We start from the raw sequence: 17,247 nt of genomic DNA, 5'->3' as shown, positions 1-17,247 counted from the left end.
TGTACTGATGGGTAGGCCGGGTGGTACAGGGGTGCGCGAAGGGAATCTAGCGCAGCGTCGACACCTTCGTGCCGTCCGCCAGGGTGCCGCTCAGGCGCGCGCGGGCGGTGCGCTCCGTCCTGACCGCGATGACGTTGCCCTGGACCCGGTCGCCGGCGGACGTGGTGAGGGACGCGACGTCCTTGCTGCCCGCGCCCAGGAGGTACCAGTTGCCGCCCTGGGACTTCCACAGGACGCCCGCGAGGACCTTGGGGTCGCGGGCGCCGCACGCGGGGGTGTCCTCGGCCTTGGCGGCCACGGCGCCCGCGGGCCCGCCGGCCGTCTCGAACTGGGCGAAGGACCGGCTGCCGCCGCCCCGCCAGGTCTCGGCCCGCGTGCAGACCCACTGGGCGGCGCCGTTGGCCTCGGGTAGGGTCTGCCGGGCGTACGCCCAGGCGTTCACGGACCGCACGCCGTGGGAGCGCACCGACGCGAGGGAGCAGGCGGACTTCGCCCAGTCCGCGGGCCCGGCCTCGCGCGGCGCCTCGGGGCGGCCCGCGGTCAGCCGGGCGGGGGTCAGCTCGCCGAGGTCGGTCGAGGTCCCCACCACGCCGGTGTCGTCGCGCAGCCGCAGCGCGTTCCAGGAGGTGCACCGCCCGGTCGGCGCGGGGCCGGCGAACGGGTCGGTGACGCCGTCCTTGTCACGGTGCAGCGGGGCCGCCTTTCCCGCGGGCTTCAGCAGGTCGCGGACCGCGGCGGCCTTGACCCACGGCGCCGTCAGATAGCGGATGTTGCCGTCCGTGCGGTTGACGACGACGGCGCTCGCCTCGGGGCCGCTCGCGCCGTCCACGCGCGCGAAGTCCAGCGCGGCGCCGCTCGTGCCCTCCTTCGGCTCGGCGTAGCGCACGATGCGCAGACCGTCGTGGAACAGGACGACGCGCGCGGCGTCGACCTCGCCCGCGAAGAGCAGCTGGGCGGGCCCGGGGGGCGCCCCCGAGGGCGTGCCGGGGGTGGCCGACACCTGGACGGTCTCACCGGGCCTGGCCCAGACGGCGAGGGCGCGGCGCAGCAGATCCCTGTCGCCGACGAGGTTGCCGCGCGCGGGCCACACGGAGAAGTCGGTGCGGGCGGAACGTTTCCACGCGCTGGCCGTGGCCACCGTCAACTGCCCCGGATCGAGCGCGGCTTGAGCGGCGGGGTTGCGCGCGTACGGGGGAGCGGCGGCGCCGTCGGGCCCCCAGCCCTCGCCGGGCAGGCCGAGGAGCGCCCCGCACACGAGTGTGGCGAGGGCCGCGACTCCGGCGGCCTTCATGTGCTGCCTGCGCCGCATCAGGTCGGTCGGCCTGGCCTGGAGGGAGCAGGGGTCGAACTCGGGGGAGGCGAGCAGGGCGTAGCGCGCCTCGACCTCGTCGGCCTCTTCGAGGGCGTCGTCCGCGTCGTCGCACCCGGCGGCCGTCAGCACCGAGCGCACCCCGGAGTCGTCGAGGCCCTCCAGGCCGCGCAGGACGTAGGCGGCGCGGGCGGCGCCCGACAGCTTGGCCAGGCTCTGGTCGAGGGCGAGTTCGTCGGCGCCGCCCGAGCGCGGGAAGAGCCGCAGCCCCCGGACCTGGGGCAGCAGCGGGGGCAGCTGCGCCCGCCTGGGCAGGGCCTTCCAGGTCAGCGGCAGCCCGGCGTCGAGGGCGCCGCGCAGGACCCGGAGACGTACGTACGCGTATCCGGGATCCCGCAGGTGTGCGCCGCCCTGCTGCGCGGGGATGGCCGCCGAGGCGCCCGACGTGCGGCCGCGTGGCAGGGCGCGCTGCGTGAGGGCGTGCGCGGTCAGGACCCGGCGGTTGCGGCCGAGGCTCGGTGGCAGCACCAGATAGGCCAGCCGGACGAGCCGCGGATAGTGCTCGACGAGGGCGGCCTCGGCCTGCTCCACGTCGAGGACGGGGGCGGGGCCGCTGGCGCTCGGGGACTGCGAAGGCTGAGACTGCACATTCGACGACACGTTCAGCAGAACGAGCGAATCGTCGGTTGGTCACCTCAAGAGGGCACGGGCTCCACGAGGGCGCGGGCGTAATGGGCCATCGAGCGCTGGTAGCGGGGCAGATGGGGAGCGAGGGCGCCGAGTACCAGGGCGAGCCCCTCGCGCTCACGGCCGAGGTCCGCCAGACACAGCGCCAGGACGGACCGGACGGCGTCGTCCAGCTCGTTCGACGGCCCGACCAGTTCCGGTGTGAGCAGCGCGACGCCCTCCTCCGCGCGGCCCACGTTCCGCAGCGAGCTGGCGAGTTGGATGACGGCGCGCTGCTTGTGGGAGCCGCCGAGACCGCGGTCCAGGGCTTCCTGGTACAGCGGCACGGCCCGGTCGGAGTACCCGGTGGAGTCGAAGGCGCAGGCCCGCTCGAAGAGGCCGAGGGGGTCGCCCTCGGGCAGCTCCGCGGCCAACTCGTCGATCAGCGCGCGGAACTCCGCGGCGCGGTCCTCCTCGTACGCCTCGAAGGAGTTCCAGACCTCGGCCACCCGCTGTTCCCAGTCCGCGTTCATGACCTCACCTTCGCACACACGTGCCCCACAGAACACACCTTTACGACGTCACCGTCCATCCGCTGAACTCGGCCGTCCCGCGCCCCTCGTCGCCCCCGTTCGTCGCGCTCATGAACATCCCCACGTCCTGTGCGGCGGCCGCGCCCGGCACGGCCACCGTCGCCACCGTCCGCCAGGTGTCGCCGCCGTCCGTGGAACAGGCGCCCGTGAAGGAGCCCCCGGCACGCGCCAGGCGCAGCAGCACAGGCGCCTTGACACCCATGATCCTCTTGTACGTGTCCAGCGTGCCGTCACCATTGCTGTCGTACGAGAGCACGACGCCGTTGGCCGGGGTGACGGCGAGGTTCACGAACCCCCGCGAGCCCGGCGTGGCCAGCGCGTCGCGGGCGATGATGCCCGCCCGCGCCCAGGGCCCCGTGGGCGCCTGCGCGTCGACCCGTACCGTCACCGAGACGCCGTCGCGCAGCGCCCCCGCCCGGTAGAGCGTGCCGAACTCGGCGGTGCCCTTCCACAGGTCGGCCCCGCCCCCGTCGATCGCGTACCGCCCGTCCAGCTCCCCGAATACGGCGGCGTTGCCGGAGTACGTCCGCCAGTCACCGCTCACCGGCGCCGCCTCGAACAGGGTGCCTTCGTGGACGTGCCGCACCCGCCGCTCGCCCGCCGGCCCGTACCGCACGGCGATCTCGTACGGCAGCGGACGCAGCGGCCGGTCCAGGGGCGTGTCCGGCGCACTGGCCCGCCAGGTGACCTTGCCGGTGCCCGCGGGGGCGACCCGCGGCAGGGACACCGGTCCGGTGGGCTCCGCCTCGATGCCGGTCAACGCGAAGTCGACGCGGCCGGTGGCGCGCAGCCCGTTGACGTTGCGGAAGGCGGCCGTCACGCGCGCGTGGCCGCCCGGCGGGAAGGCGGGCGGCTCCGCGGTGACCTCCACGGACCCCTGGTAGGGCGCCCGCGCGAGGATGCCGCGCACCCGTGAGGCGATGCGGTACGGATCGCCGACCGGCCGCAGCGGATAGTCCTCGCGCTCCCGCGTCCAGGGCTCCTCCACGGCGAACCAGTCGACCGGCTTCGGCTCGCGTCCCGCGGCCAGCGCGTCCGCCAGCTCGTCGAGCCACCGCTGCCACCGGGGCACGTAGAAGTCGCTCATCAGCCCGTGCCACTCGCGGTTGCCGTACTCGTGGAGCCTGCCGCCGTCGGCCGTGGCACGCCCGCCCCACACGGTGATCAGCACCTTGGCGGTCCGCTCGAACTCGGCGCGCTCGGCGTCGGTCGTCCCCATCCGCCGGGCGGCCTCGATCCAGGGGCCGAGGAGGAAGGCGGTGTGGGTTCCGGTGACCTCGTCCGAGAGCCGCATCAGCCGCAGCCACAGCGTCGAGAGGGCACGGAATGCCTCCTGGTCCTCGCGCCGGTACGCCGTCCGCAGCTGCGGCAGGAGCTGGCGGCCGCGGTGCGCGAGTGCCTGGCGGGCCACGTCCACCAGGTCGTACCGGTAGGCGGCGCTGCTCCGCAGCGCGCCCGCCACGCCGAGCAGCCCGGTGAGCGCGGCGTCGAAGCGGGCCGGGTCGTAGGTCAGGGCGCGCGGCGCGTACTCGGCGGCGCGGTTCGCCGCGAGGTCGGGGCGGGCGGCGAACAGGGAGTCGTGGGGGTCGCTGCGCTCCACGGCGGTGTGCCGGTAGGCGGTGTCGTGCAGCGCCCGCCAGGCGGCCCGCGCGTCCCGGTCACGCCCGCCGTAGCGGAAGTCCGCGTACGAGGAGAACCACGAGGCCCGGTCCAAAGGGCCCTCGACCCAGGCCAGTTCGGAGAACAGCTCGAAGGCGGCCGGGTCCCGGTCGGTGGCCTCCGGCATGAAGGCGGTCCCCACCAGCGCGCTGCCCGCCTTGTCGCGCCAGGCGAAGAACTTCTCGTTCCACAGGTGGGTGCGGGCGCCGATCGTCGTGCGCCCGCCGAAGTTGGGGATGGTGCCGAAGGCGTAGGGCGTGCCGCCCCAGTCCTTCTCGCGGTCGGTGACGCTCGTGTACCGGTCCGAGACGCCGTCGACGATCAGCATCCGCTTCTTGTCGACGGCGTCGAGCAGCGCGGGCAGCGGATTGGCCTCCCAGCCGAGGATCACCCAGGTCGCGCCGGGCCGCGCGGCGCGCAAGGCGGCCTCCACGCCCCGGGCGGCGGCGGGCACGGGCACGTCACCGGGGGTGCCGCCCTCGTGCAGCAGGTCCATCTTGAACAGGTCGGCGGGACCGAGGAGTTGTTCCTGGTGGCGGTAGAAGGAGGCGGCGACCCTCGCGAAGGCCGTGGTGCGGGGGTCCAGCCAGTCGGGCCGCTGGAAGCCGTGCCAGATGCCCTGGGGGATCACCCGCGCGTCCCCGCCGTTGCGCTCGACGAAGCCGTCGGGGACGTGTCCGTAGTAGCCGGGCAGTACGGGCGCGATGCCGAGTGAGCGCAGCCGGTCGCAGATCCTGCGCCCCAACTCGGCGCGGTCGGATATGAGGTGCTCGCTCAGTGGTCCTCCGTACCCGGAGAGGTTCTGGAGCAGCCACCACGGCTGGTGCGAGGGCGCGGGCAGCCACGCCCTGGCCTCGGCGTCGGAGTAGCCGAACTCCTTCAGGACCCGGTGATAGACGGCCTCGGCTCCCGCCACCACCAGGACTTCGTTGCATCCGTGCAGGGCGAGTACGTCGATCATCCGCTCCCAGTACGTCCAGTCGGCGTACGGCGCGGTGTACCCGTCGTTGGTGTCGTTCAGGGCGAACCGGTGCGGCAGCGAGGTGGACCGCTCCAGCGGCCGCGCGGGGGCGGGCAGCCTGCGCGGCAGGACCGACTGGCTGCCGTTCCAGGTGATGTGGGTGCCGCAGACGTACTTCAGATACCAGTGGACGCCGGTGAGCAGCACACCCGGCGTCGTGCCGGACACCTCGATCCGCCCGGTCGCCCCGGTGACCCGGAAGCGGTCCTCGCGTCCGGGTGCGGGGCGGAGTCTGAGCCGGAACTGCTCCGCGTGACGCGGGAGGAGTCTGTTGAGTGCCGAGCGCGCGGAATCCGTATCGAAGGCCGGGGCCTGCGCGGGCCCCTCGGTGGCGTGGGCCGACAGCGGGACCCCGCCCGCGGCGGCGCCGAGCCCGAGGGCGCCGGCGGCGTTGAGTACGGAACGTCGGGACGGTTCGGACATGTGTACCCCCTGAGGTGAAGGCTGCGGCGCACGGTAGCCGCGTGGCCGACTCTCCTCAAAGGTGCATACGAGACAGGCGAGTTCGGCTCGCCGGAAGTGACGGGTGTGACGATGAAGGCAGTGCAGGCGGCACGGAGCGTGCTACGGGGCGCGGTGCGGGGTGTGCTCTCGGGCAGGGGCGTGGGCCTCCTGCTCGCGATGGCGGGCTGCGGCGCGGTGGTGGGGTGCGGCTCGGGGGATGACGGCACACCGAGCACGGCGAGCGGCAGCCTGGAGCAGCTGGCGGCCAAGGCGAAGTGCAGGGCCGAGATCCAGACGGACGCGGCCGACCTGCGCCAGGCCACCTGTGAGAACGGTTCCCGGCGCTACGTCCTCGTAACCTTTACAAACGCCCGTGGCCAGGCCGAATGGCTCGACGAGGCGGACGACTACGGCGGTACGTACCTCGTCGGCGGCAGCTGGGTCGCGGTCGGCGGCCCCGCCGACATCTCGGCGCTGCGGCAACGGCTGGGCGGGACCGTGGTGGACGCCGCGGGGAAGCACGGCGGGGGCCACCACGGTCACCGCGGGGGGTGAGGCGGGGGGAGGATGGGGACGGGGGCAGGCGGCGGCGTCAGGTGCAGCGCTGCCCCGAGTTGATGCAGTCCGCGACGCGCCGCATCAGCCGCTCGTCGAAGACGTTGATGAAGTCACCGTGGTCGGTGACGGGCTTGTGCAGCTGCTCGGGGAACGAGTCGACGGCGAAGCCGGGTCCCGGCGGCACGTCGTACACCACGCGCTGCACCAGCTGCGGGATGGCCCGGAAGCCCTGGGGGCAGGCGCCCGTCCGCTGATCGGCGAACGCGACATGGGTGCGGTGGTTGGCGCTGTCGGTGTTCCGCCCGTCCCAGCAGCTCTGGAAGTCGAACCTCCGCACGACCTTGCTGCCCTCGGGGCAGATCGGATACTTGTCCTTCAGCCGGCGGTCCTCGAACCCGGTGCAGCTCCACGAGGCGTTGGCGTTGACGTCGCCATTCGTGAACGCCTTGGCGTCACCGGTGATGATGCGCAGGAAGCGCGGCATCGCGACGACCTTGCTCCGCGGATTCCCGACGAATTTCAGCGTCACCGACGACGGCGTCTGGATCTCGCCGACGTTCTGGTCCTTTCCGCCGCCGTCCGCCTGGGCGTCGGCCTCGTTCTCGCCGTTCTGAAGCCGCAGGACGGGCCAGTAGTACGTCGACTTGTCTCCCTGGTTCCGGCAGCTGGTCCCGCCGTTCGCGAGGTCGTCGTCGTCGGAGAAGGCGTCCGTCGCCTGATTGCCCACGTAATCGTGCATATGGTGAGCGCCGTTGCTCACGCCGGGCGCGACGATGACGTTGTCGGGATTGAACTTGCCGTTCTCGTTGCGCCCGCACTCCGTGGTGAAGGTGCCTCGGGAGGCGCCGCGCCGGTTGCCGGGGCGGTTGACGTTGGGCTGCACGGACTCGATCTCGACGAAGTCGTTGGCCTGGGGGCCATTGCCACCCTGGCCCTGCCCCTGTTGGCCTTGCTCGCCTTGTTGCCCCTGCTGCCCCTGCTGCCCCTGCTGCCCTTGCTGGGCGGGGGCGTCGACGGCGCGCAGGGTGCAGGGCGCCATGCTGTCGAGGCGCTCGGGCCGTTGCCCCGCCCGGTCCATGGCGTCCGCGATCTCGCCGAGCGTGCCCTGACGCCGCTCCTCCAGCGGATCGAGTACGGACTCCTTGTCCCGCGCCGCGCCGAGCTGGTCGTACGCCCGAGTGATCTGACTGTCGAGTTCCGCGAGCCGGTCGTCGACCTCGCCGCGCGCGCCCCGGGGAACGTCCGACAGGCGATTCGCCACATCAGGACAGCTGATGGTCGAGACAGGCAGGCCGGACGCCTGCGGAGGGGGCTGGTCGGCGCCCTCCCCGGCGTTCGCGTAGACGTTCACGGCGATCAGACCGCCGCCGCCCATGACTACAGCCGCTGACACGGCGACCAGGCGCCGCGCGAGCTTTGATCGTTTTCGTGATGTGCGTCCCATGGGGCTACATACGCATCAGCGGCCCGGCGTGTTCAGCGCCCCTGGTCCAGATAGGCCAGCACGGCGAGCACGCGCCGATTGTCGTCGTCGGAGACCGGAAGGCCGAGTTTCCCGAAGATGTTCGACGTGTGCTTGGCGATCGCCCGCTCGGTGACCACGAGCTGGGACGCGATCGCCGCGTTCGACCGGCCCTGCGCCATGAGTTCGAGTACCTCGCGCTCGCGCGGGGTGAGCGCGCCGAGCGGCTGGTCGCTGGAGCGCCGGGAGAGCAGCTGCTGGATCACCTGCGGGTCCATCGCGGTGCCGCCCGCCGCGACCCTGCGGACCGCGTCGACGAACTGCGCGGCGTCGAAGACCCGGTCCTTCAGGAGATACCCGACGCCCCCGGTCCCGTCGGCGAGCAGCTCACGCGCGTACAACTGCTCCACGTGCTGCGAGAGGACGAGCACGGGCAGCCCCGGCCGGGCGCGGCGGGCGGCCAGCGCGCATTGCAGGCCCTCGTCCGTGTGGGACGGCGGAAGCCGGACGTCGACGACCGCGACGTCCGGCCGCAACTCGGCTAGGGCCTTCGTGAGTTCGGGCCCGCTCTCCACGGCCGCCGCGATCTCGAAGTCGAATGCCTCCAGCATCCGCACCAGACCGTCGCGCAGCAGGAAGAGGTCTTCGGCTAGAACAACGCGCAAGGGATCTCCATGGTCACCATGGTCGGACCGCCCGCGGGGCTGCTGACGGCCAGTACGCCGTCGAATGTACCGAGTCGGCGTTCGATCCCGCTCAGCCCGGAGCCCGCCCCGAGAACGGCGCCGCCCTTGCCGTTGTCGGTGACCGCGATGCGCAGCATGCCGTCAGCGTGGTGCACGTCCACCCAGATGCGGTCGGCGCCCGCGTGCTTGATCGCGTTCGTCAGCGACTCGCTCACCGCGAAGTACGCCGCCGACTCGACCGGCGCCTCGACCCGGCCCGGCAGCTCCACGTCGACCTCGGCGGGGACCGGCATCCGCAGGGCGAGAGCCTTCACCGCGTCCCCGAGTCCGCGCTCGGCGAGTACCGGCGGGTGGATGCCGCGCACCAGGTCGCGCAGCTCGGTCAGCGCCTCACCGGAGTCGTGCCGCGCCTTGGCGAGCAGCTGCTTGGCCCTGGCCGGGTCGGTCTCGATGAGCGCCTCGACCGTGCCGAGATCCATGCCCATGGCCACCAGACGGGCCTGCGCGCCGTCGTGCAGATCGCGCTCGATACGGCGCAGCTCGGCGGCGGAGTTGTCCACGGCGTCGTGCCGCGTCTCGGTCAACCGGTCCACGCGCTCGGCCAGTTGGCGCTCCCGCATGGCCGAGGTCGGCGCGAGGAACGCACGGGCGAGGAGGAAGTGGGAGCGTACGAGGGAGGTGTTGACGAGCACGCCCAGCAGGAAGAAGCCCACCCCGAGCGCCGCCGCCTGGTTCGCGGTGGACTGCGAGGTGACGTGGATCCAGGCGTACCACTCGCCGCCGCCCGCGTTGTGGATGGGCTCCCACACGCCGAGGGCGAGCACCCAGCCGTACAGCATGTACAGCAGCAGCGCGGGCGCGAGAATCGCGACGACGAAACCCGCGGTCATGTTCACCAGGAGCCACTGGAGGTCGCGCCAGGTCGCCGTGTCCTTCAGCATCAGTGAGCAGCGCTCGACCTGCCCGGTGAGGCCGCGCCGCATCCCGGCGGGGAAGGGGCGGTAGGGCGACGCGATCCGCACGCCGGACCATTCGTCGGCTCGTGCGCGGTGCGCGTCGGCGTACTTGCGTACGCCCGTCAGGACGACCGGGGTGGTGAGGAAGCCGACCCCCAGCAGGAGGAACGCGATCGAGACGACCGAGAACACGAAGAGGACGATCGAGCCCACCAACGAGACGATCGCCAGATAGAGGCCCCGGGCCCCCGCGATCACTGCGTCCTTCAGCCTCGTCATGGCATCCATCCCTCTCGACAAGCACGGCGGCCGTGCGCGTTCGTGCGCGTCCGGCACCCTCACAGTCTCGCCCGTGGCGCGTGCCCAGGTCATGGGGTCCTCCACCCGAGCGGGGGTGTACCTGACGACACCCCCGGACCTCGCCTTCCGCCTCCCGCGGAGGGGGGCCCGGCGGCTGGGTCGCGTAGCCGCCGGTTCCTAGCGTGAGTCCCGTCTTATCCGACGCTTACTTACGCGAACTGATGGGGGCGGAACGCCATGAGGCACAACCTCGCGGCACGACTCGGGGTGTGGAGCGCACACCACCGCAAGACGGCCGTACTCGGCTGGCTGGTTCTCGTGGTCCTCGCCACGGTCCTCGGCGGGGCCGGCGGCATGGTCACCGCGTCCGACGACGAGATGGGGGTCGGCGACTCGGGCCGGGCCGCCGCGATCCTGAAGGACGCCGGCGTCGACGAACCCGCGGGCGAACTCGTCATGGTCACCGCGCGGACCCCCGACGGCTGGCGCGACGCGGCGGCCGACCTGTCCAAGGCGCTGAGGGTGACCGGTGACGTGACCGGTCTCCAGAAGCCGCTGCCCTCGCAGGACGGCAAGGACGCGTTGCTCCGCTTCGAGATCAAGGGGCCGTCGGACGAGGCGGCCGACCGCGTCCAGCCGGTCCTCGACGCCGTGGCCGAGGCCGGGCGCAAGGGCGCCGCCGACGGCATCGCGATCCATCAGTTCGGCGAAGCCAGCTCCGAGAAACACCTGTCCGACCTGCTCGCCGATGACCTGAAGCGGGCCGAGTTCACCGCGGTGCCGCTCGCCCTCGGTATCCTCCTGGTCGCCTTCGGCGCGGTGGTCGCCGCGCTGCTCCCGGTCGGCCTCGCGCTCACGGCGTGCGTGGCGGCCTTCGGACTGCTCTCCCTCGCCAGCCACCAGCTGCACCTGTTCGAGACGACGTACTCCGTGATGTTCCTGATGGGCCTCGCGGTCGGCGTCGACTACTGCCTGTTCTATCTGCGCCGCGAGCGGGACGAGCGGGCGGCCGGACGCGACGCGGACACCGCGCTGCGGATCGCCGCCGCCACCAGCGGGCGGGCCGTCCTCGTCTCGGGCCTGACGGTGATGGTCGCGATGGCGGGCATGTTCCTGTCCGGCCTGCTCCTCTTCAAGGGCTTCGCCGTCGCCACGATCCTGGTGGTGTGCGTGGCGATGCTCGGCTCCGTCACGGTCTTGCCGGCGCTGCTCGCCGGGCTCGGCGACCGGGTCGACGCGGGCCGCGTCCCGTTCCTGAACCGCCGCTCCACGAGCGGGACGAGCGGTGGCGTCGCGGGCAGGCTGCTGCGCCCCGTCCTCGCCCGCCCGAAGTTCTTCGCCGTCGGCGCCACCGTGCTGCTCCTCGCGCTGGCTGCCCCCGCGCTCGGCATGAAGACCGAACAGCTGGGCCTGGAGAAGCAGTTCGGCTCCGACGCCCCGCTCTCCATCTCGTACAAGAAGATCACCGAGGAGTTCCCCGGCGGCCCCGCCCCGGCCCGCGTGGTCGTCGCGGCGGACGACATCGACGCGCCGCCGGTGCGGGACGCCCTCGACGCCCTGACGGAGAAGGCCGGGGCCGGCGCCGAACTCACCGTCCACAAGGCGGCGGGCGTCGCCGAGGTCGAGGTGCCGTTGCCGGGCGACGGCACCGGCGCCGAGGCCAAGGAGGCGCTGGGCGAGCTGCGCGACAGCACGGTGCCCGCGGCGTTCGACGGGGTGGACGCGACGGCGTACGTCGGCGGTGACCTGGCCTCGTCGGAGGACTTCAGCGATCAGCTCGGCAGGGGCATCGTGCCCGTCTTCGCCTTCATCACCGCCGTGACGTTCCTGCTGATGCTCCTCAGCTTCCGCTCGGTGGTGGTCGCGGTGACGTCGATCGCCCTGAACCTGCTCTCCGTGGGTGCGGCGTACGGCGTCATGACCGCCGTCTTCCAGCACGGCTGGGGCGCGGAGCTGATCGGCTCGGAGCGGGTCGGCGCGATCGAGAACTGGATGCCGCTGTTCGTCCTCGTCGTCCTCTTCGGCCTGTCGATGGACTACCACGTGTTCGTGGTCTCCCGGATCCGCGAGTCCCGGGACCGGGGCATGGACAACCGCTCGGCGATCCGTGAGGGCGTCACGCGCACGGCGGGCGCGGTGACGGGCGCGGCCGTGATCATGGTGGCGGTCTTCGCGGTCTTCGGCACGCTGTCCATGCAGGACATGCAGCAGATGGGCGTGGGCCTCGGCGTGGCGGTCCTGCTCGACGCCACGGTGGTCCGCATGATCCTTCTGCCGTCCGTGATGGTGCTGCTGGGGGAGCGCAACTGGCACACGCCGCGCTACCTGAAGTGGCTCCCGCGGATCTCCCACGCGGAGGAGGGACCCACCGCCCCACTCCGCGGTGACCCGTACAACGCCCCGGTACCGAGCGGGCGTTGACTGAGCACCGGCACACGTGAGTGGCCCCGGCGCCCTGCACGGCGCCGGGGCCACCATCACGTCACAGGCCGAGCGCCTTCGCCTCCTTCTCGGGGGCGAGCCCGACGACGGGGCGGTCCGGCCGCTGCGGCGGGGTCCCGCCGATGGACTGGAGCCACGTCCAGGTGTCACGCACCGTCTCGGCGACGGGCCGGGCCTTGAGCCCCGCCTCGATCGCCTTCCGCGAGGAGGTGCGGTGCATCGTGTCGTGCAGCTCCCCGGGCGCCAGCCACACCGGCAGCTCCATCCACTGCTCGATGCCCGCCTCCAGCACCGCTTCGGGCGCCGTCCAGCGCAGCGTCGCGTCCCGGCCCGCCACCTCCACGCACGCGTCGAGCAGCTCCCCCATCGTGAACTGCCCCATGGGGCTGACCAGGTTGTACGCGCCGTGCAGTGCCGCCACGGCCGCGTCGAGGACCCACTCCGCGAGGTCCCGCACATCCACGTACTGGATCTCCGAGTCGCGGGGGCCGGGGGCCAGCACCGGCCCGCCGCGCGCGACCCGGTTCAGCCACCACGGCAGCCGGCCGATGTTCTCGTAGGGGCCGAGGATCAGCCCCGCCCGCGCGAGCACGGTCCGCTCGGCGCCGAACTCGGCTATAGCGGCCAGCTCGCCGCCCCGCTTGTCCTCCGCGTACGCCGTCGCGTCCGCGTCGGGGTCACCGTCCACCACGGGGAAGCTCTCGTCCGAGCCCGCCTCCCCGGGGTAGCGGTACACGGAACCGCTGGACACGTACACGTACCGCCCGGCCCGCCCGGCGAGCAGCCGCGCCGCGTCCCGTACGACGTGCGGCGCGGCCGACCAGGTGTCGACCACCACGTCCCACTCGCCGTCGGCGAGCCCCGCGAGGCCTCCCTCGGCCGTGCGGTCGCCGTGGATGACCCGGGCCCCCTCGGGCGCGGGGTGGCGGCCGCGGTGGAAGACGGTCACCTCCCAGCCCCGGGCGAGCGCCGCCTCGGTGGCGGCGCGGCCCACGAACTCAGTACCACCCAGCATCAGAAGTCTCATGCGGGTGACTCTGCCCTGGTGACAGGGGGGAGGGGAACGCATTCTGCTTCCAGCAGAGGGCGGCGGTGCTCAGCGAGATGCCGGCGGCACGTACTTGTATCCCACCCGCCGCACGGTCTGGATGGTCCTGCGGTGCTCGCCGCCGAGCTTGCGCCGCAGCCGCGCGATGTGGACGTCCACGGTGCGACCGTCGCCGACGTGGCCGTACCCCCACACCGTGGTCACCAACTGGCCCCGGGTGTGCACCCGGTGGGGATGCGCGACGAGGTGCGCGAGCAGCTCGAACTCCAGGTACGTGAGGTCGAGGGGCCGCCCGTCGACCTCGGCGGCACGCCGCACGGCGTCGACCCTGACCGGGCCGGTGGCGGGCGCGGGCGGCGCCTCGGGCAGCCCGGGATCGGCGGCGACGGGCTCCTGCCCGGCCGGTACGAGGACGAGGTAACCGACCATCGGCGGCCGGCCCGGCAGGGCCGGCAGGGTGTGCTGGGGCGCGGGCAGCCAAGTGGCGCCCGGCGGCAGGAAGTCGGGGATGTGCACCACCTCGTCCGGGGCGACGGCCCGCAGGCGTCCACGGGCGGCGGAGGCTGCGGGGGAGGCGGAGGCGGAGGCGGAGGCAGTGGCGGTGAAGGTACGGGAGTTCGCCATGGGGAGTCAGCTCTTTCGCGCGAGATAAGGAGTCGTCGAGAACGAGACGTACGTCGTTACGTCGTGCGCGTCGGGCGAAGGCCGGGGTGAACGGCTTTAGAGGGCCCGCGCGTTCATCGCGCGGCAACACACCCGGTCGAAGTCGTGGTGCTGACGGGAGGGCCAGAAGGGCTCGAGGTCGTCACGACCCGTCGAGGTGTTCTGGTGGCTGCCCATGCCCCCCATTGAATCAGATGACGACGTGGGCGCCCACCGGTACCGGCGGGCGCCCACGTCCGTGGCGGTCATCGCGGGATCAGACCTGGCCGGCCTTCTCCAGGGCGGCGCAGCACGTGTCGACGAGGAGGCGCGTCACGACGTACGGGTCGACGTTCGCGTTCGGGCGGCGGTCCTCGATGTAGCCCTTGCGGTCCTTCTCGACCTGCCAGGGGATGCGGACCGAGGCGCCGCGGTCGGAGACGCCGTAGCTGTACTCGTTCCACGGGGCCGTTTCGTGCAGGCCGGTGAGGCGGTCGTCGATGCCCGCGCCGTAGTTCTTGACGTGGTCCATCGGCTTGGAGCCCTCGCCGAGCGACTCGCAGGCGGTGATGATCGCGTCGTAGCCCTCGCGCATCGCCTTCGTGGAGAAGTTGGTGTGCGCGCCCGCGCCGTTCCAGTCGCCCTTGACCGGCTTCGGGTCGAGGGTCGCGGAGACCTTGAAGTCCTCGGCGGTGCGGTAGAGCAGCCAGCGGGCCACCCACAGCTGGTCGGAGACCTCCAGCGGGGCGAGCGGGCCGACCTGGAACTCCCACTGGCCCGGCATGACCTCGGCGTTGATGCCGGAGATGCCGAGACCCGCCTTGAGGCAGTTCTCCAGGTGCGCCTCGACGACGTCACGGCCGAAGATCTCGTCCGAGCCGACGCCGCAGTAGTAGCCGCCCTGCGCCGCGGGGAAGCCGCCGACGGGGAAGCCGAGCGGGCGGTCGCCCTCGAAGAAGGTGTACTCCTGCTCGATGCCGAAGATCGGCTCCTGCGCGGCGAAGCGGGCCTCGACCTCGGCCAGCTCGGCGCGCGTGTTGGACTCGTGCGGCGTCATGTCCGTGTTGAGGACCTCGCACAGGACGAGTACGTCACCGGTGCTGTCGCCGCCGCGGATCGGGTCCGGGCAGGTGAAGACCGGCTTGAGCACGCGGTCGGAGGCGTGACCCTCGGCCTGGTTCGTGCTGGATCCGTCGAAGCCCCACAGCGGCAGCTCGGCGCCCTTCGCGTCGTCCGTCAGGATCTTCGTCTTGGAACGGAGCTTGGCGGTCGGCGCGGTGCCGTCGATCCAGATGTACTCAGCCTTGAAGGTCACGGGTGCCTCATCCTTAGACGCTCGGTACGGCGCAGAACGTGCGGGTGCTGCGGTGCCGTGGTGATGAGCGGCAGCCTGGCAACCGGCGATTTCCCGACCGTTGCTCTTGTGTGAACCCCGTGTTACCAGAGTGCGGGTTGCGGCGGTGTCCAGGAGCAGCGCTCGTCGGGCGAGGACCGTTCCGTATACGCCTTTGGACATCAGCGTGCCAGCGCGTCCCGCACCGCCTCCTCGGTCCTCGCCACCACCGCCGTGCCGTCGTCCGCGGTGATGATGGGGCGCTGGATCAGCTTCGGGTGCTCGGCGAGGGCCCTCACCCAGCGGTCGCGCCCGGAGGCGTCGCGCGGCCAGGCCTCGCGGTCCTTCAGGTTCAGGTCCTTGGCGGCCTGCTCCTGCGTCCTGGTGATGTCCCACGGTTCGAGGCCGAGGCGGTCGAGCACGGCACGGATCTCGTCCTCGGTCGGTACGTCGTCGAGGTAGCGGCGCACGGTGTAGTCGGCACCCTCCGCGTCGAGCAGCGAGAGGGCGCCGCGGCACTTCGAACAGGCGGGGTTGATCCAGATCTCCATGCCCACACGCTACCTCCGAACCACCCGCACCAGGCCGTGCGGCGCGACCCTATTCGAACACCCGAAAGCCCGTCTGGCCAGCGGCGATTGTCAGTGGCGCGCAGTAGAATCAGCGTAGTGTTCGAGGGCGCCCGACGGGGGGTCCCGACCGCGACAGGAGGATGCCCGTGCCCGCTGCCGCACTGACGACGAAGCGCGTTTCCCAACCCGTACTCATCGATCTGCCGTACACACCACTGGCGAAGAAGGTGCTGCCCGCCGGGCGCCCGCGCGAGTGGTACGTCAACCACAACCGCCGCCTGAAGGCCATGCGCCTCGCGATCGCCCTTCTCGACTCGGGCGTCTTTCTGCCGAACCAGGCGACGAACAGCAGGATAAGGAGCATGGCGGAGGAGGTCGGGATCCACCCGCCCTCCGACATCACCTGCCACATGGTGCGCGCGCTGATGCGCTACAGCCGCTAGGCCACTCAAGTGCGGGGCCCGTGGCGGGAGTTGGCCGCCGCGGCCCCGTTTCGGCGTGGGGCCGTGCGCACACGCGTGCGACGAGGCATGCTGTGCCCCATGACCCAGCCGGAAACCGTCGGCCCGAACCAGCCGGAAGCCCTCGCCGACCTGCCGCTCCTGGTGACCGTCGAACTCCCGGACGGCGCCCGCGTTCCGGTGCGTGCCCTGCGCGCCCCCGCGCCGGAACGCTTCCTCCCGTCCGGCTCGGGACCGGCCCCCGGCCCGCCCCCGGCACCCGCGGTGCTCATCGTCCCGGCGATGGGCACCCCCGCCCGCTTCTACCGCCGCTTCGCCCACCGGCTGCACGGCGAGGGCCTGACCGTGCTCACCGCCGACCTGCGCGGCCAGGGCGAGGCGACCCCGCGCGCCGGCCGCCGCGGGACGCGCGACCACGGCTACCGCGCGATCGTCGAGGAGGACCTCCCCGCCGTCCTCGCGGTCGTCCGCGCCGAGCTGGGCCCCGAGCCGCCCCTGTACCTCCTCGGCCACAGCCTCGGCGGCCAACTGGGCCTGATACACGCGGCATTGACCGCCGCTCCCGGCCCCGCCCCCGTCCCGGGCCCCGTCCCCGGACCCGGGGTCGACGGCGTGGTGCTCGTCGCCACAGGATCCGTCTGGTTCCGCGCGTACGGCCCCCTGCGCGGCCCCGCCCTGCTCCTCGGCCAGCTGCTGATCGCCGCGACGTCGACCGTGCTCGGCCGGTGGCCCGGCGCCCGGCTCGGCTTCGGCGGCGACCAGCCCAAGAGCGTCATGCGGGACTGGGCGCGGCAGGGCCGTACGGGCCGCTACACCGCCAAGGGGTCCGCACGCGACTACGAAACGGCCCTCGCCGCACTGGAGTTGCCGGTGCTCGCGGTCTCCGTCGAGCGCGACACGTTCGCCCCCGCCGCCGCCCTCGACCACCTGCTCGGCAAGATCCCCCGGGCCCGCCTCACCCGGCGTCACTACACCGAGCGGGAGGCGGGCGCCCGCCTCGACCACTTCGCGTGGACGAAGGCGGGCGGCGCGCTCGCCAAGCAGGTGGCGGCCTGGACGTCCACCGATTGGCCACCGATGGACAGCTGATTGAGC

The 17,247-nt window shown here is 72.6% G+C and carries 14 protein-coding genes; 4 read left to right on the top strand and 10 right to left on the bottom strand.

Features of this window, described 5'->3' with window-relative positions; translation table 11 throughout:
- Positions 1–46: 46 nt before the first annotated feature.
- The 3 genes from CP975_RS09745 to CP975_RS09735 are packed head-to-tail and all read right to left on the bottom strand — an operon-like array spanning position 47 to position 5,671.
- Entirely contained in the window at positions 47–1,957 is a 1,911-nt protein-coding gene (locus CP975_RS09745; RefSeq protein WP_055532195.1) for a hypothetical protein, read from the bottom strand.
- Between the two features lie 47 nt (positions 1,958–2,004).
- Entirely contained in the window at positions 2,005–2,508 is a 504-nt protein-coding gene (locus CP975_RS09740) for a tetratricopeptide repeat protein (RefSeq protein ID WP_199783065.1), read from the bottom strand.
- Positions 2,509–2,548: 40 nt separating this feature from the next.
- Positions 2,549–5,671 carry an alpha-N-acetylglucosaminidase gene (locus CP975_RS09735; RefSeq protein ID WP_150476760.1) on the bottom strand — a complete coding sequence of 1,041 codons (3,123 nt, stop codon included), beginning with the start codon at positions 5,669–5,671 and terminating at the stop codon, positions 2,549–2,551.
- A gap of 111 nt (positions 5,672–5,782) precedes the next feature.
- Between CP975_RS09735 and CP975_RS09730 the strand changes: the two genes are divergently transcribed.
- Positions 5,783–6,247, top strand: a complete 465-nt coding sequence (locus tag CP975_RS09730) for a hypothetical protein (RefSeq protein WP_342787930.1) — start codon at positions 5,783–5,785, stop codon at positions 6,245–6,247.
- 37 nt (positions 6,248–6,284) lie between these two features.
- On the opposite strand, the gene CP975_RS09725 is transcribed toward CP975_RS09730, so the two are convergent.
- From CP975_RS09725 to CP975_RS09715, 3 genes are read right to left on the bottom strand one after another with little or no spacing between them, the layout of a single operon-like run.
- The gene (locus tag CP975_RS09725) at positions 6,285–7,694 is read right to left on the bottom strand and encodes a DUF1996 domain-containing protein (RefSeq protein ID WP_150476759.1); all 1,410 of its coding nucleotides are present in this window, start codon (positions 7,692–7,694) and stop codon (positions 6,285–6,287) included.
- A gap of 32 nt (positions 7,695–7,726) precedes the next feature.
- Positions 7,727–8,377 carry a LuxR C-terminal-related transcriptional regulator gene (locus CP975_RS09720; RefSeq protein ID WP_055532068.1) on the bottom strand — a complete coding sequence of 217 codons (651 nt, stop codon included), beginning with the start codon at positions 8,375–8,377 and terminating at the stop codon, positions 7,727–7,729.
- A complete protein-coding gene (locus CP975_RS09715) occupies positions 8,362–9,642 on the bottom strand; it encodes a sensor histidine kinase (protein WP_055532067.1) in 1,281 nt (426 codons plus the stop codon). The genes CP975_RS09720 and CP975_RS09715 overlap by 16 nt, the downstream gene beginning before the upstream one ends.
- A gap of 249 nt (positions 9,643–9,891) precedes the next feature.
- Here CP975_RS09715 and CP975_RS09710 point away from each other — a divergent pair, with 249 nt between their 5' ends.
- Positions 9,892–12,075 carry an MMPL family transporter gene (locus CP975_RS09710; RefSeq protein ID WP_199783063.1) on the top strand — a complete coding sequence of 728 codons (2,184 nt, stop codon included), beginning with the start codon at positions 9,892–9,894 and terminating at the stop codon, positions 12,073–12,075.
- Positions 12,076–12,136: 61 nt separating this feature from the next.
- On the opposite strand, the gene CP975_RS09705 is transcribed toward CP975_RS09710, so the two are convergent.
- The 4 genes from CP975_RS09705 to CP975_RS09690 form a co-directional block, all read right to left on the bottom strand.
- Positions 12,137–13,123 carry an NAD-dependent epimerase/dehydratase family protein gene (locus CP975_RS09705; protein WP_055532065.1) on the bottom strand — a complete coding sequence of 329 codons (987 nt, stop codon included), beginning with the start codon at positions 13,121–13,123 and terminating at the stop codon, positions 12,137–12,139.
- A gap of 69 nt (positions 13,124–13,192) precedes the next feature.
- Positions 13,193–13,768 carry a winged helix-turn-helix domain-containing protein gene (locus CP975_RS09700; protein WP_055532064.1) on the bottom strand — a complete coding sequence of 192 codons (576 nt, stop codon included), beginning with the start codon at positions 13,766–13,768 and terminating at the stop codon, positions 13,193–13,195.
- A 295-nt stretch (positions 13,769–14,063) separates the two neighbouring features.
- On the bottom strand, positions 14,064–15,101 hold the full coding sequence (gene glnII / locus CP975_RS09695) for a glutamine synthetase (protein WP_055532062.1): 1,038 nt from the start codon (positions 15,099–15,101) through the stop codon (positions 14,064–14,066).
- 200 nt (positions 15,102–15,301) lie between these two features.
- Complete coding sequence (locus CP975_RS09690; RefSeq protein WP_055532070.1) at positions 15,302–15,670, bottom strand: arsenate reductase family protein; 369 nt, start codon at positions 15,668–15,670, stop codon at positions 15,302–15,304.
- 167 nt (positions 15,671–15,837) lie between these two features.
- On the opposite strand from CP975_RS09690, the gene CP975_RS09685 reads away from it, so the two are divergent.
- Entirely contained in the window at positions 15,838–16,134 is a 297-nt protein-coding gene (locus CP975_RS09685; RefSeq protein WP_425474236.1) for a hypothetical protein, read from the top strand.
- Positions 16,135–16,233: 99 nt separating this feature from the next.
- Positions 16,234–17,241 carry an alpha/beta hydrolase family protein gene (locus CP975_RS09680; RefSeq protein WP_150476758.1) on the top strand — a complete coding sequence of 336 codons (1,008 nt, stop codon included), beginning with the start codon at positions 16,234–16,236 and terminating at the stop codon, positions 17,239–17,241.
- Positions 17,242–17,247 lie beyond the last annotated feature (6 nt).

Source organism: Streptomyces alboniger (assembly GCF_008704395.1).
GTDB classification, from domain to species: Bacteria; Actinomycetota; Actinomycetes; order Streptomycetales; family Streptomycetaceae; genus Streptomyces; species Streptomyces alboniger.
The sequence above is the reverse complement of the archived record's forward strand: the minus strand, read 5'-3'. Positions and strand labels throughout refer to the sequence as shown.

Bases quoted from the DNA above. Each gene is read 5' to 3' on its own strand.
- CP975_RS09680 (WP_150476758.1), top strand. From the start codon at position 16,234: ATGACCCAGCCGGAAACCGTCGGCCCGAACCAGCCGGAAGCCCTCGCC.
- CP975_RS09735 (WP_150476760.1), bottom strand. From the start codon at position 5,671: ATGTCCGAACCGTCCCGACGTTCCGTACTCAACGCCGCCGGCGCCCTC.
- CP975_RS09690 (WP_055532070.1), bottom strand. From the start codon at position 15,670: ATGGAGATCTGGATCAACCCCGCCTGTTCGAAGTGCCGCGGCGCCCTC.
- CP975_RS09715 (WP_055532067.1), bottom strand. From the start codon at position 9,642: ATGGATGCCATGACGAGGCTGAAGGACGCAGTGATCGCGGGGGCCCGG.
- CP975_RS09710 (WP_199783063.1), top strand. From the start codon at position 9,892: ATGAGGCACAACCTCGCGGCACGACTCGGGGTGTGGAGCGCACACCAC.
- CP975_RS09700 (WP_055532064.1), bottom strand. From the start codon at position 13,768: ATGGCGAACTCCCGTACCTTCACCGCCACTGCCTCCGCCTCCGCCTCC.
- CP975_RS09730 (WP_342787930.1), top strand. From the start codon at position 5,783: ATGAAGGCAGTGCAGGCGGCACGGAGCGTGCTACGGGGCGCGGTGCGG.
- CP975_RS09705 (WP_055532065.1), bottom strand. From the start codon at position 13,123: ATGAGACTTCTGATGCTGGGTGGTACTGAGTTCGTGGGCCGCGCCGCC.
- CP975_RS09740 (WP_199783065.1), bottom strand. From the start codon at position 2,508: ATGAACGCGGACTGGGAACAGCGGGTGGCCGAGGTCTGGAACTCCTTC.
- CP975_RS09725 (WP_150476759.1), bottom strand. From the start codon at position 7,694: ATGGGACGCACATCACGAAAACGATCAAAGCTCGCGCGGCGCCTGGTC.